This is a genomic window from Streptomyces sp. NPDC090045, from assembly GCF_044747975.1.
GTDB lineage: Bacteria > Actinomycetota > Actinomycetes > Streptomycetales > Streptomycetaceae > Streptomyces.
The window spans coordinates 1,538-23,258 of sequence record NZ_JBIVFA010000018.1 but is presented as its reverse complement, the minus strand read 5'-3'; the positions used below and the strand labels follow the sequence as shown (position 1 = coordinate 23,258).

The 21,721-nt window shown below is 73.2% G+C and carries 18 protein-coding genes; 5 read left to right on the top strand and 13 right to left on the bottom strand.

Annotated features, from left to right (window positions below; genetic code table 11):
• Nucleotides 1–392 precede the first annotated feature (392 nt).
• Together ACIPYQ_RS34905 and ACIPYQ_RS34900 are read left to right on the top strand one after the other, a co-directional pair.
• Nucleotides 393–2,198: a glycoside hydrolase family 15 protein gene (locus ACIPYQ_RS34905; protein ID WP_361769216.1), complete on the top strand. Its 1,806-nt coding sequence runs from the start codon at nt 393–395 to the stop codon at nt 2,196–2,198.
• A 103-nt stretch (nt 2,199–2,301) separates the two neighbouring features.
• The gene (locus ACIPYQ_RS34900) at nt 2,302–3,684 is read left to right on the top strand and encodes an FAD-binding protein (RefSeq protein WP_401258157.1); all 1,383 of its coding nucleotides are present in this window, start codon (nt 2,302–2,304) and stop codon (nt 3,682–3,684) included.
• Between the two features lie 6 nt (nt 3,685–3,690).
• Here ACIPYQ_RS34900 and ACIPYQ_RS34895 read toward each other — a convergent pair whose 3' ends face one another.
• Together ACIPYQ_RS34895 and ACIPYQ_RS34890 are read right to left on the bottom strand one after the other, a co-directional pair.
• Nucleotides 3,691–5,322, bottom strand: a complete 1,632-nt coding sequence (locus tag ACIPYQ_RS34895; RefSeq protein WP_401258156.1) for a flavin monoamine oxidase family protein — start codon at nt 5,320–5,322, stop codon at nt 3,691–3,693.
• 11 nt (nt 5,323–5,333) lie between these two features.
• On the bottom strand, nt 5,334–6,911 hold the full coding sequence (locus ACIPYQ_RS34890) for an APC family permease (RefSeq protein ID WP_401258155.1): 1,578 nt from the start codon (nt 6,909–6,911) through the stop codon (nt 5,334–5,336).
• A 184-nt stretch (nt 6,912–7,095) separates the two neighbouring features.
• On the opposite strand from ACIPYQ_RS34890, the gene ACIPYQ_RS34885 reads away from it, so the two are divergent.
• Nucleotides 7,096–8,721, top strand: coding sequence for a PucR family transcriptional regulator (locus ACIPYQ_RS34885; RefSeq protein WP_401258154.1), 1,626 nt, complete (start codon nt 7,096–7,098; stop codon nt 8,719–8,721).
• A 522-nt stretch (nt 8,722–9,243) separates the two neighbouring features.
• On the opposite strand, the gene ACIPYQ_RS34880 is transcribed toward ACIPYQ_RS34885, so the two are convergent.
• From ACIPYQ_RS34880 to ACIPYQ_RS34860, 5 genes are all read right to left on the bottom strand, one after another.
• A complete protein-coding gene (locus tag ACIPYQ_RS34880) occupies nt 9,244–10,374 on the bottom strand; it encodes a glycosyltransferase family 4 protein (protein WP_401258153.1) in 1,131 nt (376 codons plus the stop codon).
• A 265-nt stretch (nt 10,375–10,639) separates the two neighbouring features.
• Entirely contained in the window at nt 10,640–12,364 is a 1,725-nt protein-coding gene (gene recN, locus ACIPYQ_RS34875; protein WP_362238508.1) for a DNA repair protein RecN, read from the bottom strand.
• Between the two features lie 118 nt (nt 12,365–12,482).
• The gene (locus tag ACIPYQ_RS34870) at nt 12,483–13,391 is read right to left on the bottom strand and encodes an NAD kinase (RefSeq protein WP_361769205.1); all 909 of its coding nucleotides are present in this window, start codon (nt 13,389–13,391) and stop codon (nt 12,483–12,485) included.
• Nucleotides 13,388–14,203, bottom strand: coding sequence for a TlyA family RNA methyltransferase (locus ACIPYQ_RS34865; RefSeq protein ID WP_361769203.1), 816 nt, complete (start codon nt 14,201–14,203; stop codon nt 13,388–13,390). The genes ACIPYQ_RS34870 and ACIPYQ_RS34865 overlap by 4 nt, the downstream gene beginning before the upstream one ends.
• Before the next feature lie 7 nt (nt 14,204–14,210).
• On the bottom strand, nt 14,211–14,471 hold the full coding sequence (locus ACIPYQ_RS34860; RefSeq protein ID WP_351588206.1) for a hypothetical protein: 261 nt from the start codon (nt 14,469–14,471) through the stop codon (nt 14,211–14,213).
• 64 nt (nt 14,472–14,535) lie between these two features.
• Here ACIPYQ_RS34860 and ACIPYQ_RS34855 point away from each other — a divergent pair, with 64 nt between their 5' ends.
• Nucleotides 14,536–14,883, top strand: a complete 348-nt coding sequence (locus ACIPYQ_RS34855) for an SCP2 sterol-binding domain-containing protein (RefSeq protein WP_361769199.1) — start codon at nt 14,536–14,538, stop codon at nt 14,881–14,883.
• A 171-nt stretch (nt 14,884–15,054) separates the two neighbouring features.
• Here the strand turns inward: ACIPYQ_RS34855 and ACIPYQ_RS34850 are convergent, their stop codons facing one another.
• Genes ACIPYQ_RS34850 through ACIPYQ_RS34835 form a run of 4 tightly spaced genes read right to left on the bottom strand, consistent with a single transcriptional unit; the run spans nt 15,055 to nt 19,107 of the window.
• On the bottom strand, nt 15,055–15,888 hold the full coding sequence (locus ACIPYQ_RS34850; RefSeq protein WP_401258150.1) for an ABC transporter ATP-binding protein: 834 nt from the start codon (nt 15,886–15,888) through the stop codon (nt 15,055–15,057).
• Nucleotides 15,885–16,958 carry a FecCD family ABC transporter permease gene (locus ACIPYQ_RS34845; protein ID WP_401258288.1) on the bottom strand — a complete coding sequence of 358 codons (1,074 nt, stop codon included), beginning with the start codon at nt 16,956–16,958 and terminating at the stop codon, nt 15,885–15,887. The genes ACIPYQ_RS34850 and ACIPYQ_RS34845 overlap by 4 nt, the downstream gene beginning before the upstream one ends.
• Before the next feature lie 2 nt (nt 16,959–16,960).
• A complete protein-coding gene (locus tag ACIPYQ_RS34840) occupies nt 16,961–18,019 on the bottom strand; it encodes an iron chelate uptake ABC transporter family permease subunit (protein ID WP_361769195.1) in 1,059 nt (352 codons plus the stop codon).
• A 50-nt stretch (nt 18,020–18,069) separates the two neighbouring features.
• Nucleotides 18,070–19,107 carry an HAD hydrolase-like protein gene (locus ACIPYQ_RS34835; protein ID WP_401258148.1) on the bottom strand — a complete coding sequence of 346 codons (1,038 nt, stop codon included), beginning with the start codon at nt 19,105–19,107 and terminating at the stop codon, nt 18,070–18,072.
• A gap of 113 nt (nt 19,108–19,220) precedes the next feature.
• On the opposite strand from ACIPYQ_RS34835, the gene ACIPYQ_RS34830 reads away from it, so the two are divergent.
• Entirely contained in the window at nt 19,221–20,492 is a 1,272-nt protein-coding gene (locus ACIPYQ_RS34830; RefSeq protein WP_361769191.1) for a DUF1015 domain-containing protein, read from the top strand.
• A 71-nt stretch (nt 20,493–20,563) separates the two neighbouring features.
• Here the strand turns inward: ACIPYQ_RS34830 and ACIPYQ_RS34825 are convergent, their stop codons facing one another.
• Together ACIPYQ_RS34825 and ACIPYQ_RS34820 are read right to left on the bottom strand one after the other, a co-directional pair.
• On the bottom strand, nt 20,564–21,409 hold the full coding sequence (locus ACIPYQ_RS34825) for a hypothetical protein (protein ID WP_401258146.1): 846 nt from the start codon (nt 21,407–21,409) through the stop codon (nt 20,564–20,566).
• Nucleotides 21,391–21,721 (bottom strand): hypothetical protein (locus tag ACIPYQ_RS34820; protein ID WP_401258145.1); only part of this gene is annotated, 331 nt, incomplete at its 5' end. The genes ACIPYQ_RS34825 and ACIPYQ_RS34820, both read right to left, overlap by 19 nt.

Sequence of the window (21,721 nt, the reverse complement as noted above, 5' to 3'; positions counted from 1 at the left end):
CGCCGAAGCTGCGGTTTCGGGGCTCCTGATTCGCACAGGCAGACCACCGGTCCACGGGGTACCAGCCTATCAGCGCCCGGGCCGGTCCGCCTCCGGCCACGCGGCGTCAGCGGCTGGTAGCAGGGCGCCGAAGTGCGGCGGGCCGGCGTGGCACCTCGTCACCCGTTCGGCCCAACGCCATTCTTCCGCGGCTTAAGGAGATCACTAGGGTGCCGTCATATCCTGCTCGGATATCGCACACATCACCGCCGGGCAGTCCGTCAGACGGCCTAACCGAGCCGATATACGGAATCATGGGCTCAACGCGGAGATCCCCACCCACAGGTGACCGCGCAACCGCGCAATGCAAGCGCCCTTCGGGGCGGACGTGGCCGTTCGACTGGAGATGCAACGTGTCCGGGCGCATCGAGGATTACGCACTGATCGGGGACATGCAGACCGCGGCGCTGGTCTGCCGGGACGGGGCGGTGGACTGGCTCTGCCTGCCTCGCTTCGACTCCCATGCCGTGTTCGCGAGCATTCTCGGCACCGAGGATCACGGGTTCTGGCGGATCGGCCCGGCGTATCCGGCCGGCTCCGAGGCCCCGCGTGCCGACCGCCGCCGCTACCGCGGTGACTCGCTGGTGCTGGAGTCGGAGTGGGACACGCCCCGCGGGAAGGTCCGCGTGATCGACTTCATGCCGCCCCGCGAGGACCACGCGCCGCAGCTCGTCCGCATCGTGGAGGGCGTCAGCGGGCGCGTCCCTATGCGCTCGGCGCTGCGGATGCGTTTCAGCTACGGGCGGGTCGTGCCCTGGGTGCACAAGGTCGACGGGCGCACCGTCGCCGTCGCCGGCCCCGACTCGGTCTGGCTGGACACCGAGGCCCAGACGTACGGCAAGGACCTGACGACGTACTCCGACTTCACGGTCGGACCCGGCGACCGGATGGCCTTCTGCATCAGCTGGCAGCCCTCCCACAAGGACGCGCCGGATCCCCCGGACGCCGAGGCCGCGCTGGACTCGACCACCGACTTCTGGCGCGAGTGGGTCGAGCAGTGCACGTACCACGGGCCCTACCGGGAGGCCGTGGTCCGTTCCCTGATCACCCTCAAGGCCCTCACGTACGCGCCCACGGGCGGGATCGTCGCCGCGCCGACCACCTCCCTGCCGGAGGAGATCGGCGGGGTCCGCAACTGGGACTACCGCTACACCTGGCTGCGCGACGCGGCCATCACCCTCTCCTCGCTGCTGCGCACCGGCTACCGCGAGGAGGCCCGCGCCTGGCGCGAGTGGCTGCTGCGCGCGGTGGCCGGCGACCCGGAGAACCTGCAGATCATGTACGGGATCGCGGGCGAGCGGGAGCTCGGCGAGACCGAACTGGACTGGCTGCCCGGCTACGAGAACTCCCGCCCGGTCCGCGTCGGCAACGGCGCCGCGGGCCAGCTCCAGCTGGACGTCTACGGCGAGGTCACCGAGGCCCTGCACCTCGGCCACATGACGGGCCTCGCCCGCAGCGACTACGCCTCGCTGCTCCAGCTCAAGCTGATCCGCTACCTGGAGACCCACTGGGACCAGCCGGACGAGGGCATCTGGGAGGTGCGCGGCCCGCGCCGCCACTTCGTGCACTCGAAGGTGATGGCCTGGGTGGCCGTGGACCGCACGATCAAGCTGATCGAGAGCGGCGACGCGGACGGGCCGCTGGAGCGGTGGCGCGAACTGCGCGACGAGATCCACCAGGACGTGTGCGAGAAGGGCTACGACAAGGAGCGCAACACCTTCACCCAGTCGTACGGGTCGAAGGAGCTGGACGCCTCCCTGCTGCTGATCCCGCAGATGGGCTTCCTGCCGCCGGACGACAAGCGGGTCATCGGCACCATCGAGGCGATCCAGCGCGAGCTGTCCACGCCCGACGGTTTCATCCTGCGCTACCCGACGGCGGGCGAGGAGGCCGGCGTGGACGGCCTGGAGGGCGACGAGGGGGCCTTCCTGGCCTGCTCGTTCTGGATGGCCGACGACCTGGCGATGATCGGCCGGGTGGACGAGGCGCGCCGGCTGTTCGAGCGGCTGCTGTCGCTCCGCAACGACCTGGGTCTGCTGGCGGAGGAGTGGGATCCGCGACTCCAGCGGCAGGTGGGGAACTTCCCGCAGGCCTTCAGCCACGTTCCGCTGATCGACACGGCCCTGCGGCTGACGGCGAGCGGGGCGTACGGGGGCTAGCCCCCTCCCCGGGCGTACGGGGCGCGGGCTGCTCGCCGCGCCCCGCTGATCCCCGCCCCCTACGCTGGAAGGGTCCTATGCCCTCCTGTGGAAGGGGGCGGCCATGGCTCCCCTCTCGAAGGCGGGCGCGGCCCTGACCGCGCTCCGCGAGGATCTGTCCGGCGCCGTGTTCACCCCGGAGGACCCCGGGTACGACGAGGCCCGGACGGTCTTCAACGCGATGATCGACCGCAGGCCCGCCGTGATCGCCCAGTGCGAGAGCGCGGCGGACGTGGTGACCGCCGTGCGTTTCGCGAGGGACCTGGACCTGCACGTCGCCGTGCGCGGCGGCGGGCACAGCGTAGCGGGGATGTCCCTCAACGACGGCGGTCTCGTCGTGGACCTGCGACGGATGCACGAGGTGACGGTCCACCCGGCGGCCAGGGCCGCGCACGTCGAGGGCGGGGCCACGATGAGCCACCTGGACCGGGCCTGCCAGCCGTACGAGCTGGCGACCACCGGCGGCCGGGCCTCCACCACCGGCGTCGGCGGCTTCGTGCTGGGCGGCGGAACCGGCTGGCTGGACCGGAAGTTCGGCCTGGCGGTGGACAACCTGCTGGGCGTGGACCTGGTCACCGCGGACGGCGAGCTGCTGCACGCGACCGCCGAGGACCATCCCGAGCTGTTCTGGGGGCTGCACGGCGGCGGCGGGAACTTCGGCATCGCCACCTCGCTGACCCTGCGCCTGCACGAACTGCCGCACATGTCGATCGCGTTCGTGCTGTACCTGCCCGAACGCGGGCCCGAGGTGGTCCGTGCGTTCCGGGAGGTCATCGAGGCCGGACCGCCGGAGGCCTCCGGCGCCGCCCTCTACCTCACCGGCCCGCCCGAGGAGTTCGTACCGCCGCACCTGGTCGGCCTGCTGCTGGCCGGCGCGCTGCTGACGTACGCGGGTCCGGAGGAGGAGATGCGCGAGCTGGCGCGGCCGCTGCTGGCGATCCCCCACGAGTCCGAGATCGTCACGGCCATCCCCTACGCCGACCTCCAGTGCATGATCGACGACCCGCCGGGGATGCGGAACTACTGGTCGGCGGAGTACCTCACCGGTCTCCCGGACGAGTTCGTGACCGCCTTCTGCGCCCGCGCCGAGTCCATGCCGGTGCCGACCGGCACCCAGCACCTGGTCTTCCCGCAGGGCGGCGCCATCGCCTCCGGCCCGGCGGACTACCCGGTGCCGTACCGCGACGCGCCCTGGGCGGTGCACCCGTTCGGGATCTGGGAGGACGCGGCCGACGACGAGAGGTGCCGGCAGTGGGTCAAGGACGTCCGGGCCGACGCGGAGCCGTGGAGCACCGGCGCGGTGTACCTGAACTTCACCGGCGACGAGGGCGGGGACCGGGTCGTCTCCGGCCTCGGAAGCGCGAACATGCAGCGGCTGGGCGACCTGAAGCGGCAGTACGATCCGGACAACGTCTTCCGCTTCAACCACAACATCCGGCCGACCTGAAGCCCCTCAGGTGAGGGCGGCGATCACCTCCCGCGCGGCCCTCTCGCCCTCGGTCGCACCGCCCTCCATGAACCCTTGGAAGTCGTAGCTGCAGTGCTCGCCGCCGATGTGGACGTTGCCCTGGGCGGTGCCCTCGTACTTGGCGTAGCGGTGCAGGTAGCCGGTCGGCCAGTACGAGTACGCGCCGAGCGCGTACGGGTTGCGGTGCCAGGCGGAGAGCTGGGCCTTGCCGGTCCAGACGGCCTTGGTGCCCGGGTAGAAGGCGTCGATGCCGGTCAGCATGCGGCCGGCGAGGGCGCGCACGTACGGGTCGGTCTCGGTGGCGAAGGGGGTCGCGGGGGTGAGCGACCCGGCGAGGGTGCCGCCGCCGTACTGGAGCAGGATGCCGCCCATGCCGGGCTGGACCTTGGTGGTGTCCCAGGTCTGCTGGACGTCGGAGTCGGTGAAGCAGTCGCCCGCGGAGACGCCGGGCCAGGGGCCGGTGCCGCGCCAGGGGCGGGCGGTGAACTGCATGTTGAGCTTGGTGCAGTAGCCCATCCGGGCGTCGCGCAGCAGGTTCCGCATGAGCGGGTCGAACCCGGCCTGCGAGGTGTCGATGCGCTGGAGGATCGGCAGGGGCAGGCACAGGATGGTGTGGTCGGCGACGGTGGTGCGCACGGATCCGGAGTCGTTGAAGGTCAGCGTCTGGGTGCCGTCGGCGTTGGCCCGTACGGCGACCAGCTCACGGCCCATCACGATCGAGCCGGCGGGCAGGGCGGCGGCGATGGCGTTCGGCAGCCGGTCGTTGCCGCCGGTGATGTGGTACCGCTCGTTGGACAGACCCCAGACGTTGAAGTTGCCCGGGTTGGGCTGGTAGCCCATCAGCAGGACGAGGGCGAGCGCGGACTGCCGGCTGGTATCTGCGCCGTACTCGACGTTGTAGGCCACGTCGATGAAGCGGCCGAGCTGCGAGCCGTGGCCGCCGGGGATCCGGCTCTCGATCCACTCGTACAGGGTCATGTTGTCGAGGGCGGTGCCGGCGGGCGTGCTGCTGTTCCAGGAGACCTCGCCGGCGTCGGAGAGGTCCCGGTGCAGGGCCTGGTAGACGGCCTTGAAGTCCTCGTCGGCCTGGGTGCGGGAGTAGTACTCCCCGTTGAACCAGAGCACTTCCTCCGCCCCGTTGGGGCCGCCGCCCAGGAAGTCCTCGGTGGGCATGTCGAAGCGGCGGCACAGCGCCAGGATCTTCTTGTGGCTGGTGTCGATCAGCTCGCCGCCGATCTCGGAGGTCTGTCCGTACGCCCAGTGGCCGCGCTGGGTCCACATCCGGCCGCCGACGCGGCTCGGGTCGGCCTCGTACAGGGTGCAGTCGACGCCCGCGTCCTTGAGGGTGAGGGCGGCGGTCAGGCCGGAGATGCCGGCGCCTATGACGGCGACGCGGGCCGGGGAGACGGGCTTCTTGTCGGGGGTGGCCTCGGCGGCGTGGGCGGCCCCGGCCGCGGAGCCGGCGAGGGCGGCGCCAAGGCCGAGGGCGGCGGCGCGCCCGAGGAGTTCACGGCGGGTGGATCCGCGGACCTCGGCGGCGGGCATGCCGAGGCGGGCTGCTGCGGCGTGCTCGGCGGCGAGGCGGCGCAGGGCGTGCATGAGGGGCGTACGGGCCATGGCGGGGCTCCTCAGAGGTTCGCGGCGGTGGACGAGGGGTTGCCCTGTGCGGGCAGGACGGTCAGGTCCGGCCGGCCGTCGGCGTCGCCGGGGCGCTCGGCGGCGTCCTCCAGGACGATCCGGCCGATGATCTCGTAGCGCGCGGGGGCCTTCGCCTTGAGCCAGAAGCCGAGGCCGAGGCCGCCGAGGAAGACCGCGCCGACGATCCACGGGATCAGCTTGAAGAAGATCGATCCGGCGGCGCTGCCGGCCGCGGTCTCCATGTTGAGGACGAGCAGGACCACGACGGCCGTCATTCCGATGCCGCCGAGCAGCGGGGCGGTGAAGGTCTTGAACCAGTGCCGGTCCTCGGGGTGGTTCTTGCGGAAGTAGCCGATGACGGCGAAGGAGCACAGCGTCTGGACGATCAGGATCGCCATCGTGCCGAGGATCGCGAGCAGCGTGTAGAGGTGCAGGTACGGGTCCTGCCCGGTGAGCCAGAAGCCGGCGACGAGCGCGGTGGCGATGGCGGTCTGCACGACCGAGGCGAGGTACGGGGAGCCGTGTTTGGGGTGGGTGTGGCCGAGCTTCGGCGACAGGAAGCCCTCGCGGCCGATGGCGTAGAGGTACCGGGCGGCGCACTGGTGGAAGGCCATGCCGCAGGCGAAGGAGCCGGTGAGCAGCAGCCACTGGAAGGCGTCCACGGCCCAGGCGCCGATGAAGGTCCGGGTGGGGGCGAAGAACAGGTCGAGTGGGCTGGCGGACGCGGACAGCTCGACTGACGCGGCCAGGCCGTTGCCCGCGATGGTCATCCAGGAGACGTAGATGTAGAAGAGGCCGACGCCGACGACGGAGATGAGGGTGGCCTTGGGGATGACCCGCTTGGGGTCGCGGGACTCCTCGCCGTACATGGCGGTGGACTCGAAGCCGACCCAGGACCAGAAGGCGAAGAAGAGGCCGAGGCCGGCTGAGGTGCCGGTGAAGGCGTTCTTCGGGTTGACGGGTTCGAGCGGGATCCCCTCCGGTCCGCCGCCGGCGATCAGCACGGCGGTGGCCACGGCGAAGAGCACGGCGATCTCGGCGACGAGCATCACGCCGAGCGCCTTGGCGGTGAGGTTGATGTCGAAGTGCGCGAGGGCGGCGGTGACGGCCAGCATGGCGGCCGCGTAGACGATCCAGGGCAGGTCGACGCCCAGCTGGTCGTGGACGGTTGTCTTCGTGAAGTAGGCGAACACGCCGACGATCGAGGCCTCGAAGACGATGTAGGCGAGGACGGCGAGCATGCCGGAGGCCATGCCCGCGATCCGGCCGAGGCCGTGCGAGATGTATCCGTAGAAGGCCCCCGCGGCGGTGATCCGCTTGGCCATCGCCACGTAGCCGACCGCGAAGACGGTCAGGACGAGGGTGGCGAAGAGGTATCCGGCCGGGGCTCCGGTGCCGTTGCCGAAGCCGACGGCGATGGGCAGGTTGCCCGTCATGGCGGTGATCGGGGCGGCGGTGGCGACGGCCATGAAGACGACGCCGACGAGGCCGACCGAGTTGGCCTTGAGTCGCTGCACCTGCGGAGCCGCGGGCGTCCGGGACGCCCCGCTGGTCGTGCCTCTGCTCATGGAGTCCTCTTCCTGTGTCGGGAGGCCGCCACTCTCTACCTGGGTGACGCAGACCACAATCGGCACGCGGTCCGATAATCCCCTTGCGGAGAAGACGAGTTGTCGGTCCAGAAGAGGGGCAGATCGGGCGTTGTAACCGCCAGGTGATGTCCCCGGCACATGCGGCCCGGTAGCGTCCCGCGCTATGGACAACCAGGGCGGGATCACGGTTCAGCGGGCACTGGAGCTGCCGGGACTGCGCAGCGGGCTGCCCGAGGTGGTGGCCTGCGCCGACCGGCTCGGCCGCACCGTCCGCTGGGTCCACGCGGGCGAGGTCCCGAACATCGCCTCCCTGCTCAAGGGCGGCGAGCTGCTGCTGACCACCGGCCTCGGCCTGGGCACCCGGCCCGCCGAGCAGCGCGCCTTCGTACGGCGCCTCGCGGACCGCGGGATCGCCGCGCTGGTGGTGGAGCTTGGACCGCGCTTCACCCGGCTGCCGGCGACGATCGTGGAGACCGCGCGCACGGCGGGGCTGCCCCTGGTCCAGCTCCACCGGGAGGTCCCCTTCGTCACTGTCACGGAGGAGGTCCACACCGAGATCGTCAACCACCACTACGCGCTCCTGCAGCGGGCCGAGGAGGTCCACCGGCGCTGTACGGAAGCCCTGTTGGGCGGTGGTGGCATCCCGCAGGTGCTGCGGATCCTGGCCGACTTCACCGGGAACCCGGTCTTCCTGGAGACCCCCGACGGTCAGCTGCTGTACGCGGCGGGCAGCTCGGCCGGGGACGCGGGCGCGGACCCGCTGCAGGTGTGGGAGGGCCTACGGGGCCAGCGCGAGGCCGAGCCGTCGGCGAACACCGTGGTGGTCGACGTACCGGGCGGGGGCCACGGCACGGGATCGGTCCGGGCCCGTGTCGTCCTGGTCGGGGTCTCGGCGCCGCTGCTGCCGGTGCACCGGATGGCGGCGGAGCGCACGGCCGGGGTGCTCGCCGTCGTGCTGATGCAGGCACGGCAGGAGGAGGAACTGGCGGCGCGCGGCCGCGGCGACTTCCTGACGGACCTGGCCGAGGGCCGCATCTCGGCGGAGGACGCCCCGGCGCAGGCCCGCGTCCTGGGCTTCAAGCCGGGCGCGGGGCCGCTGCTGCCGGTGGTCATGCGGCTCGCCTCGGACCTCGGCCCGTCCGGGAACTGGGCCGTCCTGGCCCGCGCGGTCCTGGAGGAGCTCTCGTCCGTCGGCGTGCCGGTCCTGCTGGGCGTCCGCCCGGTCGAGGGCCGGGTCCCCCTCCTCGTGTCCCTCCGGGCGGAGTCGGAGCGCACGGCGGTGGCGGACCGGGTCTCGGCCGCGCTGCGGGCGGGCGTCGAACGCGCGGGCCTGGACCGGGCCGCCGCGCCGCCGGCCGTGGTCGTCGGCGTCGCGGGCGGCTGGGCGGCCGCCTCGGCCGGCCTGCGGCACGCCGCGGAGACCGCCACCGCGGCCCACGGCCTGCCGGCCCGGCCCTGGTACGACGCTCGGCGGCTGGACATCGACCTCCTCCTGTGGCGGCTGCGCGAACACCCGGACCTGGCGGCCTTCGTGGACCGGGCGATCGGCCCGCTCCGCACCCACGACACCACGTCGCGGCCCCCTCTGCTGCCCACGCTGGAGACGTACCTGGCCCACGCGGGCCGCAAGGCGGAGACGGCCCGCGAGCTCCACCTCAACCGCCAGACCCTGTACAACCGCCTGGCCCGCATCTCGGAACTCCTGGGCACGGACCTGGACGACCCGGAGACGGTCCTCTCCCTGAGCCTGGCCCTCCGCGCCCGCCGCCACGCCCCGTCTCCTTCTTGACGCCCTCCTCGCACCGCTCGGCGCCGGGGCGCCTCCCGGGCTTCGGACGGCTGCGCCGGACTCTGTCCGTCGACCCCTTGGCGGCACGCGCAGGCGGCCCTGCGGGGGCTGTCCCCTACCCGCCCTTCCACCGTTCCCAGGGGCTCCGCCCCGGACCCCCTACGGCGCTCCGCGCCCGCGCCTCAAACGCCGGCGAGGCTGAACTTGCCGCTCCGCGCCAATCCAGCCCGCCGGGCGACACCTTTCAGCGCAGCTCCGCCAAATCCAGCCCCGCCGGGCCATTCCAGCCCCGCCGGCGTTTGAGGCGATCTTTCAGCCCGTCCGGCGTTTGAGGACCGGGGTCCGGGGCGGAGCCCCGATCTTTCCGCCCCGCCGGGCAATCCCAGCCCCGCCGGCGTTTGAGGCGCGGGGTTCGGGGCGGAGCCCCGGTCTTTCAGCCTCGCCGGCGTTTGAGGCGCGGGGGCTCGGGGGCGGAGCCCCCGCAGACGGGCCGCAGGAGGCGACTGCGGCCCCGCCGGGAGGCTAGCGGCGGGCTCGTTCCATCAGTTCGTCGTAGACGGACAGGACCTGCGCGACAGTGTCGTCCTCGGACGGCCACGTCGCCGCCTGCACCCGCCCCGCCACGGCCAGCGCAGCCCTCCGCTCCGGATCCGCCAGCAGGCCGGTCACGGCCGACGCGAGTGCCGCCGCGTCCCCCGGCGGGACCAGGACCGCGCCCTCCCCGACCAGCTCCGGCACGCCCCCCACCGCCGTGGCCACCAGCGGCACGCCCACCCGCAGAGCCTCCTGCGCCAGCAGGGCCCGCGCCTCGCGCCGGCTCGGCAGCACCGCCAGGTCCGCCGCCGCCAGCAGCTGCGCCGCGTCCCGGCGGCGTCCCAGCAGCCGTACCGGGAGCCCCTCGGCCTCGATCCGCCGCGACAGTCCGGCCCGTAGCGGCCCCTCGCCCGCGATCACCAGCAGCGGGGCCGGGTCCAGCGCCCGCCACTCCCGTGCCGCGTCGAGCAGCAGGGAGTACCCGCGGTGCGGGACCAGGCTCCCGACGGTGATGAGCAAGGGCCGTCCGACCGCCCCGAGTTCCGCCCGCACCTTGCCCGGGTCCGCCGCGCCCCGCCCGTCCGGGCCCTCCGGGCACGGCGGTACCGCCACCGGCGACAGCCGCGCGTCCCGGGCGCCCCGCAGCCGTGCGAGGTCCACCAGGTCCGAGGAGGCGCCGAGGACCACGGCCGCGGCCCGTGCCACGTGCCGTTCCAGCATCCGGCTCAGCCGTCCCAGCGCGCCCGCGGCCGCCGGTCCGTCGCCGTGCCAGCTCACCACCAGCGGCACCCGGCGTCCCCGTATGGCCAGCGCGGCGCGCATGCCGGCGCGCACCCCGTGGGCGTGCACGACGTCCGCTCCGGCGCACGCGGCCCGCAGCACGCTCACGGCGTCGGGCGCGAACTGCGCCCCGGCGCCGGTGAAGTCGTACTCCCCCTCCGCCTGGACGGGCGCGCACACCGTGACCCGTACGCCGCGTGCGGCGAGCCCGGTCGCGAGCGACCGTACGTGCGCGCAGCTGCCCGCGCCCGCGCCGTCGCCGAGGACCTGGACGGTGCGGAGCGGCTGGCGCCCGTAGGGCTGTGCCGGGAGGGAGGTGGAGACCGGGGAGCTGCTCACGGGCCGAAGCTCCAGGGTGTGGGAGGGAGTCAGAGACGTCGCCAAGGATGCCAGTCCGCACGCGCGTTCCGGGACCATACGGGTGCGGATCCCGTACGAGATACCGCCGGACGCCTGCCATCCTCACCCACACGGCCTAGCGTCGCGTCACCCCGGCGGCTGCCCGCGAGGGCCGCGGCCGCCCGGGAACGGCGGCGGACACGGCGCAGGGCCCGCCGCGCGGTGCGCGCCGGGCCCTCCTGTGTCCGTGCCGCGCCGGGCCGGCTCACGCGTCCGCGCGCGCCGCCGCCAGCAGTTCCTCGGCGTGTGCCCGCGCGGAGACCGAGTCCTCGTGCCCCGCCAGCATGCGCGACAGCTCGCGGATCCGGGCCTCGCCCTCCAGGACGGTGACCCCGCTCCTGGTGACCGACCCGTCGTTGGTCTTCTCGACGAGCAGCTGGCGGTCGGCGAAGGCGGCCACCTGGGGCAGGTGCGTGACGACCACGACCTGCGCCGACTTGGCGAGTTTCGCGAGGCGCCGGCCGACCTCGACGGCCGCCTTTCCGCCGACTCCCGCGTCGACCTCGTCGAAGAGGTAGGTCGGCACCGGGTCGGAGCCGGCGAAGACGACCTCCACGGCGAGCATCACCCGGGACAGCTCACCGCCCGAGGCACCCTTGGCGATCGGCCGCGGCTGGGCGCCGGGGTGCGGGGCCAGCAGCAGTTCGACCTCGTCCGCGCCGGAAGGTCCGTAGGCGACCGGGCGGCCGTCCACGTCCACCCCTTCGGGGTCCTCGGCCTGCCGGACGTCGATGGTCACCCGGGCGTGCGGCATCGCCAGCGAGGCCAGCTCCTCCGTCACGGCGGAGGCGAAGCGGGTCGCCGCCTCCACCCGGGCGTCCGTCAGTGCCTGGGCCAGCAGCGAGAGTTCGGAGCGCAGTCCGTCGCGTTCGGCGGTCAGCTCCGTGATCCGCTCGTCGTCGCCGTCCAGTTCCAGCAGCCGTGCCGCGCCCTGCTCGGCCCATTGCAGTACGGCGTCCACGGTGCCGTCGGAGCCGTACTTGCGGGTCAGCTGGGTCAGGGCCGCCCGCCGCTCCTCCACCGCGGCCAGCCGCAGCGGGTCGGCGTCGAGGTCGTCGGCGTAGCCCGCGAGCTCGCCGGCCACGTCGGACAGCAGGATGCCCAGCTCCCCGATCCGCTCGGCGAGCGCGCCGAGCGCCGGGTCGTGCGACCGTACGGATTCCAGGGCCCGGTGGGCGCCGGCGACGAGCATGTTCGCGTCGATGGCCTCCGGGTCCTCGGGATTGCCGGCGAGCGCGGCGTGGGCCAGCTGGGCAGCCGAGGCCAGCGATTCGGCGTGCCCGAGCCGCTCGGCCTCGGCCGCCAGCTCGGTGTCCTCGCCGGCCACCGGCTCCACGGCCGCGATCTCGTCCAGCCCGAAGCGCAGCAGGTCCGCCTCCTGGGCCCGTTCCCGGGCCCGGGTGGTGATCTCCTCCAGCTCGACGGCGACGGCGCGCAGCCTGCGGTAGGCGGAGCCGTACTTCTCCAGCGGGACGGCGACGGCGTCGCCGGCGTACCGGTCGAGCGCCTGCCGCTGCCGGGCCGGGCGCAGCAGGCCCTGCTGGTCGGTCTGCCCGTGGACGGCGACCAGGTCGTCCGCGAGCTCGCCGAGCAGGCCGACGGGCACGGAGCGGCCGCCGACGTGGGCGCGCGAGCGCCCTTCGGCGGACACGGTCCGGCTGATCAGCAGGGCGCCGTCGTCGAGCTCCGCCCCGGCTTCCTCGGCGCGTACGGCGGCGGGCGCGCCGGGGCGCATGACGATGCGGCCCTCGACGACCGCGGCCTTGGCCCCGATCCGCACCAGGGCCGGGTCGGCGCGACCGCCGAGCAGCAGCCCGAGGCTGGTGACGACCATCGTCTTGCCCGCGCCGGTCTCGCCGGTCACCGCGGTGAAACCGGGCGACAGCTCGACCACCGCGTCGTCGATGACCCCGAGCGACCGTATCCGCATCTCCTCAAGCACGGGACGACGATACCGAGGTTTCACCGGTGCCATGTGACGTCACCCGTCCCGAGTTCTCCGAACGGATGTGCTATTAAGGGCGAAGACCGACACGCCGGGACACGCGCTAGTGGGGCGCCCCGCGCCAACCGGACACGGGCAGTGCGAACTTCGCGACGAGCCGGTCCGTGAAGGACGCGTGGTGCAGCCGGGCGAGCCGCACGGGCACCGCCCCGCGCCGGACCTCCACACGGGCCCCGGACGGCAGCTCCAGCATCCGCCGGCCGTCGCACCACAGCACGCCGTGCGGGGTGCCGGCCTGCACCTCCACCGCCAGCACCGAGGTGGGCGAGGTCACCAGCGGCTTCGCGAACAGCGCGTGCGCGCTGATCGGCACCATCAGCAGCGCCTCCACCTCCGGCCAGACCACCGGCCCGCCCGCGGAGAAGGCGTAGGCCGTCGAGCCCGTCGGAGTCGCACAGACGATCCCGTCACAGCCGAAGCCGGTCACCGGGCGCCCGTCGATCTCCAGGACCACTTCCAGCATCCGCTCCGGGGACACCTTCTGGACCGCGGCCTCGTTCAGCGCCCAGTCCCGGTGGACCACGTCGCCGTTCGTGCGCACGACCACGTCGAGGGTCATCCGCTCCTCGACCTCGTACGAGCGCGACACCACCCGGTCCACGACCTTGTCCAGGTCGTCGCGCTCGGCCTCGGCGAGGAACCCCACCCGGCCCAGGTTGACGCCCAGCATCGGCACCCCCGAGGCGCGCGCGAACTCCGCGCCCCGCAGCAGGGTCCCGTCCCCGCCCAGCACGATCAGCAGCTCACACCCGTCGAGCACCCCCGGGGTGGACTCGGTCACGAGCTCCACCTCGGGCGGCAGCGGCAGGTCCACCGCCTCGTGCGCGAAGACGCGTACGCCCAGCCCGCAGCGCAGCAGCCCCTTGACGACCAGCTCCGCGCTGCGGATGGCCGCTGGCCGCCCGGTGTGCGCGAGCAGGAAGACGGTGCGTTCCCCCGTTGAATCTGTCACTGCGGCCCCTCCGCCACTGCACGGTCAACATCCGCCGGGTCGAGTGCCGGTGCCCCCGCCCTCAGCCACAGAAAGTACTCGACGTTGCCCGACGGCCCCGGCAGCGGACTCGCCGTCACCCCGACGACGCCCAGCCCCAGCTTCGCCGCCTGCGCCGCGACCTCGCGCACGGCCTCCGCCCTGAGCTCCGGGCTGCGCACCACTCCGCCGCTGCCCAGCCGGTCCTTGCCCACCTCGAACTGCGGCTTGACCATCAGCACCAGGTCCGCGTCGGGCGCGCAGCACCGTACGAGCGCGGGCAGCACCAGGCCGATGGAGATGAAGGACAGGTCACCGACGACGAGGTCCACCGCGACCCCGTCGATCTGCTCGACCGTCAGCTCGCGCACGTTCGTCCGGTCCTTGACCGTCACCCGGTCGTCGCTCTGCAGCGACCAGGCGAGCTGCCCGTAGCCGACGTCGACGGCGACCACGTGGGCGACGCCCGCGCGCAGCAGCACGTCGGTGAACCCGCCCGTGGAGGCCCCGGCGTCCAGCGCGCGGCGGCCCTCCACGCGCAGCCCCTGCGGCTGGAAGGCCGCCAGCGCGCCCGCGAGTTTGTGGCCGCCCCGCGAGACGTAGTCGGGATCGCTGTCGTCCTTGAGGACGACCAGAGCCGCGCTCGTCTCGACCTGGGTGGCGGCCTTCGTCGCGGTGGTGCCGCCCACGGTCACCCGGCCCGCGGCGATCAGCTGCGCGGCGTGCTCGCGCGAGCGGGCCATGCTGCGGCGTACCAGTTCGGCGTCCAGGCGGCGGCGTGCCACTCCTGCCACGTTCGGTTCAGCTCCTGTTTTCGTACGGACCAGGGACGGGCGGTGCGTCCAGCGCCGTCAGCGCCTCGCGCAGCCCCCGGTGGACATCCTCGTACACCTCGACGTGTCCGTCCGCCGCGAGGTGGTCCGCATCCGCCAGCCGCGCCAGGTGCGCGTCCACGCCGGCGTGTCCGGTGGGAGTGCGTACGACGCCCAGCGCCACGGGCCCCGCGGGCCCGGCGGAGGCTTCGCCGTCGGCTTCTGCTGCGCCCTGGGCTTCGTCGGTCATGCCCCGACGCTACCCCGAAGCGCCCCGCGACCACGCACGGCTCTGCGGTACGGTCGTGATCACGATGGCTACGATCCAGGAGTGCCGCGAAGCACTCGACACCCTCTCCGGCAATCTCGCCCGGGCCGACGGCGGCGTACGCGGCGCGGCCGCGCTCGACCGCTCCCTGAGCTGCCACATCACCGACCTCGACGAGACGTTCACGGGCCGCCTCGACGGAGGCAGCATCCGCGTGGACGCGGTCGCCCCCGGCCCGCCGGCCTCGAAGGCCGAGATCCGCCTCGCGATGACGGGCGACGACCTCCTCGCCCTGGTCGCGGGCGACCTCAAGTTCGCCAAGGCCTGGGCCTCCGGCCGAGTCAAACTGGAAGCCGGCTTCCGCGACCTCCTACGCCTGAAGAGCCTGCTCTGATCTCCGGCCTCGCCGGCACAATCCAGCCCCGCCGGCACAATCCAGCCCCGCCGGGACAATCCGGCCCCGCCCGCACAATCCAGCCCCTCCGGCGTTTGAGGAGCGGGGTCCGGGGCGGAGCCCTGGGGGCACCTCCCAGCGGTAGCTGGGGGAGCAACGGCGCCGCACCCGCTACACCACCGCGTCGGCCCCCGCGCGGGAACGCCGCGCCGCGGGAATCACCAGCGGAGTACCCGTCTCCGGATCGTCGATGATCTGGCACTTCAGGCCGAACACCTGCTCCACCAGCTCCGCCGTGACCACCTCCGCCGGCGGCCCCTCCGCCACGACCTTCCCGCCCCGCATCGCGATCAGGTGCGTCGCGTAGCGGGCCGCGTGGTTCAGGTCGTGCAGCACCGCGACCAGCGTCCGCCCCTGGTTCTCGTGCAGCTCCGCGCACAGGTCCAGCACGTCGATCTGGTGCTGGATGTCCAGGTACGTCGTCGGCTCGTCGAGCAGCAGCAGCGGCGTCTGCTGCGCCAGCGCCATCGCGATCCACACCCGCTGCCGCTGCCCGCCCGACAGCTCGTCGACGGCCCGGTCGGCGAGTTCGGCGACCCCGGTCGAGGCCATCGACTCGTTCACGACCCGCTCGTCCTCGGCCGACCACTGCCGCAGCAGCCCCTGGTGCGGGTACCGGCCGCGCGCCACCAGGTCGGCCACCGTGATGCCGTCCGGCGCGATCGAGGACTGCGGGAGCAGCCCCAGGGTCTTGGCGACCTTCTTCGCCGGCATCGAGCCGATGACCTGCCCGTCCAGCAGCACCCGTCCGGCGGCCGGCTTCAGCATCCGCGACAGGGCCCGCAGCAGCGTGGACTTGCCGCAGGCGTTGGGGCCGACGATCACCGTGAAGGAGTTGTCGGGGATCTCCACCGACAGGTTCTCGGCGATGACCCGCTGGTCGTAGCCGAGCGTCACGTTCTCCGCGGTCAGCCGCTGCACTTGCGTACTCCTCATCAGGTTCATATACGTCCCGCCTTGCGCTCGGTGACGAGCAGCCAGAGCAGGTAGACACCGCCGACCAGCCCGGTCACCACGCCCACCGGCAACTGGTCCGCGCCGAAGGCCCGCTGCGAGGCCCAGTCGGACACCATCAGCAGCACCGAGCCCATCAGCGCGGCCGTCAGCAGGTTCCCGCCGGGCGAGCGGGTGAGCCGCCGGGCCAGCTGCGGCGCGGCCAGCGCGACGAAGCTGATGGGCCCGGCCGCCGCGCTCGCCGCGGTGGTGAGCAGGATCGCCGCGAGCATCAGCAGCAGCCGCGTCCGCTCGACCCGCACCCCGAGGGCGTACGCGGCGTCGTCGCCCATCTCCATCATCCGCAGGGCCCTGCCCTGCCCGAGGACGAGCGGGAAGAGCACCGCGCAGACCGCGAGCAGCGGCCACACCTGCGCCCAGTCGCGGCCGGCCAGCGAACCGGTCAGCCAGACCGTGGCGCGGGTGGCCTCGATCATCTGGGCCTTCGTGATCAGGTACTGGATCACGGCGATGAGCATGGCGGAGGCGCCGATGCCGACCAGCACCAGCCGGTAGCCCTGAATGCCCTGCTTGTACGCCAGCAGGTAGACGGCGGCTCCGGCCAGCAGGCCGCCGATCAGCGCGCCGACGGCCACCTCGTTGGCATCGCCCTTGAAGAGGATGATGACGACGAGCGCGCCCACCACCGAGCCGTAGCCGAAGCCGAGCAGGTCCGGCGAGCCGAGCGGGTTGCGGGAGACCGACTGGAAGACCGCCCCGGCCATCCCGAGGGAGGCGCCGACGAGCAGGGCGACCAGGACCCGCGGCAGCCGCAGGTCGTTGACGATGAAGTCGTTGGCGGGGGTGCCGTTGCCCAGCAGGGTCTGGACGACGTCCCACGGTGCGATCTGGAAGTCGCCGGTGCCGATGAGCAGGACGGCCAGCGCGAGCGTCACGGCGGCGAGCAGGAGCCCGACGGCCAGCGCGCGCCCCTCGACGCGCAGCGAGATCCCGCCGGGCAGGTGCAGCGGACGGGGCCCGGACCGGCCCTTGTGAGAGGTGTCGTCCGCGGTCGCGGTCACGGTCACAGCTGGGCCATCCTCTTGCGCCGAACCAGGTAGATGAAGACTGGGCCGCCGATGAGCGCGGTCACGACGCCGACCTGCAGTTCGGCGGGCCGGGTGACGACACGGCCGACGACGTCGGCGCCGAGCAGCAGGGCGGGTGACAGGACGGCCGAGTACGCGAGCACCCAGCGCATGTCGGGACCGGTGAACGCCCGGACGAGGTGCGGGATCATCAGCCCGATGAAGACGATGGGCCCGCACGCGGCGGTCGCCGCACCGCACAGCAGGGTGATGGCGACCATGGCGCCGATCCGGGTGCGCGTCAGGTGCGCGCCGAGCGCCCGCGCCGTGTCGTCGCCCATGGCCATCGCGTTCAGCGGCCGGCCGAGCGACAGTGCGAGCACCGCGCCGACGATCAGGAAGGGGGCCACCTGCCGGACGGTGTCCATGTTGGCCGAGGCCAGCGAACCCACCGTCCAGAAGCGGAGCTTGTCGAGCGCCTTGCTGTCCATCAGCTGCACGGCGTTGATGTAGCCGATCAGGGCCGCGCTGGCCGCCGTACCGGCGAGCGCGAGGCGTACCGGGGTCGCGCTGCGGCTGCCTCCGAGCACGTACACGACGACCGAGACGACGGCGGCGCCGAGGAAGGCCCACCACACGAACTCACGGATCGACGTCGCGCCGAAGAAGCTGATCGCGGAGACCACGGCGGCCGCGGCGCCGGCGTTGACGCCGAGGATGCCCGGCTCGGCCAGCGGGTTGCGGGTCAGCGCCTGCATCACGGCACCGGACAGGCCGAGGCCGAGGCCGACCATCAGGCCGAGGAGCGTGCGCGGGACGCGCAGGTCCCGCACCACCACGTCGGAGGTCGTCCCCGCGTAGGCGAACAGGCCGTGCCAGACCTCGTCGAGTGGCATCTGCTTGGCGCCCACGGCGATGCTCACGACGGCGATCAGCGCCAGCACCACGAGGGCGGCGAGCAGACCGGCGGCGCGCGCGGCATGGCGCGGGCGGGCGGCGGCGGCCCGTTCGGGCGCCGCGCTCGGTTCGGATTCGGGGGGACTCTCGACCAACACGCAGGTTAGGCTAACCTACCCTGCATCCCGGCCGGATCCCCCCTCGCGCCCTAAAGACCCAGCCTGGCCAGCGCCTTCGCCGCGTCCAGCGTGCAGACCCCGTCCCCGGCGGCCGTCCAGGCCGCCGCGCACAGCGCCCGCAGCCCGTCGACCGGGTCCCCGCCCTCCCCGCGCAGCTCCAGCACGCCGCGGTTCAGCGCGACCGCGGTCCAGCCTCCGCAGTGGAAGCCCTCCGCGACCGGTTCCACCTCCGGCTGCCCGGTCAGCAACCCGCGCAGGTCCCGGTCCACGTACGTGGGCCGGTGCCTCGGCTCGGCCCGCACCAGCTGCTCCGCGTCCGTCACCCCGGTCAGCACCAGCAGCGAGTCCACCTCCCCGTTGAAGGCGCCCTCGATGTCGGTGTCCAGCCGGTCCCCGACCACCAGCGGCCGCTCCGCCCCGGTCCGCAGCACCGTCTCCCGGTGCATCGGGGGCAGCGGCTTGCCCGCCACCTGCGGCTCCGCGCCCGTGGCGATCCGTACGACCTCCACGGCTGCCCCGTTGCCCGGCCCGATCCCCCGCGCCCCGGGGATCGTCAGGTCGGTGTTCGACGCGAACCACGGCACCCCGCGGTTGATCGCGTACGAGGCCTCCGCGAACCGCCCCCAGGGCAGTTCGGGCCCCCCGTACCCCTGCACCACCGCCGCCAGACCCGCCTCATCCGCCGAGTCCACCGGCACCAGTCCGCGCTCGCGCAGCGCGACCCGCAGCCCCTCCCCGCCGATCACCAGCACCTTCGACGCCGGCTCCACCTGCTCCGCGATCAGCCGGGCCACCGCCTGCGCCGAGGTGATGACCTCGGCCGCCTCCGTCGGGATGCCCATCTCGCTCAGGTGCTCCGCGACGGCGTCCGGGGTCCGCAGCGCGTTGTTGGTGACGTAGGCGAGGTGCATCCCGTCGGCCCGGGCCACGGCGAGGGACTCCACGGCGTGCGCGATGGCCTCGCCGCCCGCGTACACCACCCCGTCCAAGTCCAGCAGGGCCGTGTCGTACGCCTGGTGCAGACTCTGCTCACTCGCCGCGGGACTGGTCCTGCTCTGCCGGGTCATCGCTTCCGCTCCTCTGTGAGCCCCTCGCGGCGGCAGCCGGGGGAGATCGATCTTGTCCGATTCTGCACTGCCCCGATCATCCCGCATGGCGAGACGCGACTTACCATGCACCAATGACCACACCTGGCACCGCGGACCAAGGGCTGCGACTGATCCCGTTCCATGGCCTGCGCTACGTCCCGGAGCGTGTCGGCAGCCTCGCGGCCGTCACGTCCCCGCCGTACGACGTGGTCGTGCGCCCCGACGGAGTCGACCACCTCGAATCCGCCGACCCGCACAACATCGTCCGCCTGATCCTCCCGCAGGCCGGCACCCCGGCCGCGCGCAACGAACAGGCCGCCCGCACCCTGCACGACTGGCTCGCCGAGGGCATCCTCAGCGCCGACCCCGAGCCCGCGCTCTACGTGTACGAGCAGCGCAAGGCCGGCCTGCTCCAGCGCGGCGTCATCGGCGCCCTCGCCCTGTCCACCGCGGACGCCGGGATCGTCCTCCCCCACGAGGACGTCATGCCCGACGTGGTCACCGACCGGGCCGGCCTGATGCGGGCCACCTCCGCCAATCTCGAACCGCTCCTGCTCACCTACCGGGGCGACGACCCCGGCACGGGCGCGGCCGCGGTCGTCGAGCGGACCGCCCAGCGCGCGCCGCTGCTGTCCACCACCACCGAGGACGGCTTCCAGCACCGCCTCTGGGCCATCACGGATCCGGCCGAGCTCGCCGCCGTCACGGCGGATCTCAGCCACCGCCAGGCCCTCATCGCCGACGGCCACCACCGCTGGGCGACCTACCTGCGCCTCCAGGAGGAGCACGGCTCCCCGACGGCCTGGGACTTCGGCCTGGTCCTCCTCGTGGACACCGCCCGCTACCCGCTCCAGGTCCGCGCCATCCACCGGATGCTGCGCCGCCTCCCGGTCGCCGACGCCCTCGCCGCCCTCGGCGGCCACTTCCGCGTCACTACGGTCGACGGGCCGCTCCCGCTGGCCCTGGACGCCCTCGCGGACGCCTCGGAGCGCGGCAACGCCTTCCTCCTGACCGGTGACGGCACCTTCCACCTGGTCACCGATCCCGACCTGGCGCTCCTCGACCGCACGGTCCGCCACGACCGCCCGGAGGCCTGGCGCCGGCTGGACGCCACCGTCCTGCACGCGACCCTCCTCGACGCGCTCTGGCACGTTCCTGACGCCCCCGAGGAGATCACGTACATCCACGACGCCGCGTCCACCGTGGCCATGGCCGAACGCCACGGGGGCACCGCCGTCCTGCTGCACCCCGTACGGGAGGAGGTCGTGCGGGACCTGGCCCGCCAGGGCGTCACCATGCCCCGGAAGTCCACCTCCTTCGGACCGAAACCGGCCACCGGCCTGGTCCTGCGCGGCCTGGGCTGAACCCCCTCCGGACATGAAGAAGGGCGGTACCCCACCGGGGGTACCGCCCTTCTCATTCACTCACCGTTGCCTCAGGCCTTGTCGCGGCCCGAGTCCTGCGCGTCGGCGTCGGCCGCGGACTGCTCCAGCGGCTCGTACTCCTCGTCGTCCTCGTCGTAGTACTCGGCGACGTCGGAGGCGCGCTCGGCCGCGGCGATCTCCGCCTCGTCCTCGTCCTCGTCGTCCTCGTCGTCGATCTCGTCCTCGAGGTCGGCGTCAGCGTCGACATCGACGTCGGACAGGTCGACCGCGGCGTCGACGAACTCGACACCGTCGAGCTCGGCGAGGCGGTCCGAGGCGTCGGTGGCCCCGTCCTTGTCCGCTTCGAGCGTCTTGCCGAACCACTCGCGCGCCTCGTCCTCACGACCGGCCGCCAGCAGGGCGTCGGCGTAGGCGTACCGCAGGCGCGCGGTCCACGGCTGGACGGAGCTGGAGGCCAGCTCCGGGCTCTGCAGCGTCACGATGGCCGCTTCGAGCTGTCCCTGGTCCCGCCGGGCACCGGCCGCGACCAGACGCATCTCGACCTGGCCGGCCTTGTCCAGCTTCTGCACCTCGGGCTCGCCGGCCATGGCCAGCGCCCGCTCCGGACGGCCGAGGCCGCGCTCGCAGTCGGCCATGACGGGCCACAGCTCGACCGAGCCGGTCATGCGCTTGGCGGCGCGGAACTCGGCGAGGGCCTCGCTGTACTTCTGCGTGGCGTACGCGGCGAAGCCGGCGGCCTCGCGGACGGCGGCGACACGGGAGGCCAGCCGCAGGGCGATGCGCGAGTACGCGTACGCCTGCTCGGGGTCCTCGTCGATCAGGCGCGCGACCATGACCAGGTTCTTCGAGACCTCTTCGGCCAGACCCTTGGGCAGGCTCAGCAGCTCCTGGCGCACATCGGCGTCAATCTCGAGGCCGGTGACGTCCTCGTCGATCGGAAGCCGCTTGACCGGGTCGCGGTCGGAGCGGAAGTCGCGGTCGCCGCCACGGTCATCGCGACCACGGTAGCCACCACGGTCACCACCGCGATCGTCACGGCCACCACGGAACCCGCCACGGTCGCCGCCGCGGTCATCGCGACGCGGGTACGACGGACGGTCGCCACCACGGTCGTCACGGCGGAAACCGCCGCCACCACCGGTGGGACGCTCACCACGGTCATCGCGACGCGGGTAGGACGGACGGTCCCCACCACGGTCATCGCGACG

What these genes read in the sequence shown, in the direction of transcription:
- ACIPYQ_RS34900 (WP_401258157.1), top strand. Translation starts at nt 2,302, where the DNA reads ATGGCTCCCCTCTCGAAGGCGGGCGCGGCCCTGACCGCGCTCCGCGAG.
- ACIPYQ_RS34895 (WP_401258156.1), bottom strand. Translation starts at nt 5,322, where the DNA reads ATGGCCCGTACGCCCCTCATGCACGCCCTGCGCCGCCTCGCCGCCGAG.
- ACIPYQ_RS34890 (WP_401258155.1), bottom strand. Translation starts at nt 6,911, where the DNA reads ATGAGCAGAGGCACGACCAGCGGGGCGTCCCGGACGCCCGCGGCTCCG.
- ACIPYQ_RS34885 (WP_401258154.1), top strand. Translation starts at nt 7,096, where the DNA reads ATGGACAACCAGGGCGGGATCACGGTTCAGCGGGCACTGGAGCTGCCG.
- recN (WP_362238508.1), bottom strand. Translation starts at nt 12,364, where the DNA reads ATGCGGATACGGTCGCTCGGGGTCATCGACGACGCGGTGGTCGAGCTG.
- ACIPYQ_RS34860 (WP_351588206.1), bottom strand. Translation starts at nt 14,471, where the DNA reads ATGACCGACGAAGCCCAGGGCGCAGCAGAAGCCGACGGCGAAGCCTCC.
- ACIPYQ_RS34855 (WP_361769199.1), top strand. Translation starts at nt 14,536, where the DNA reads ATGGCTACGATCCAGGAGTGCCGCGAAGCACTCGACACCCTCTCCGGC.
- ACIPYQ_RS34850 (WP_401258150.1), bottom strand. Translation starts at nt 15,888, where the DNA reads ATGAACCTGATGAGGAGTACGCAAGTGCAGCGGCTGACCGCGGAGAAC.
- ACIPYQ_RS34835 (WP_401258148.1), bottom strand. Translation starts at nt 19,107, where the DNA reads ATGACCCGGCAGAGCAGGACCAGTCCCGCGGCGAGTGAGCAGAGTCTG.
- ACIPYQ_RS34830 (WP_361769191.1), top strand. Translation starts at nt 19,221, where the DNA reads ATGACCACACCTGGCACCGCGGACCAAGGGCTGCGACTGATCCCGTTC.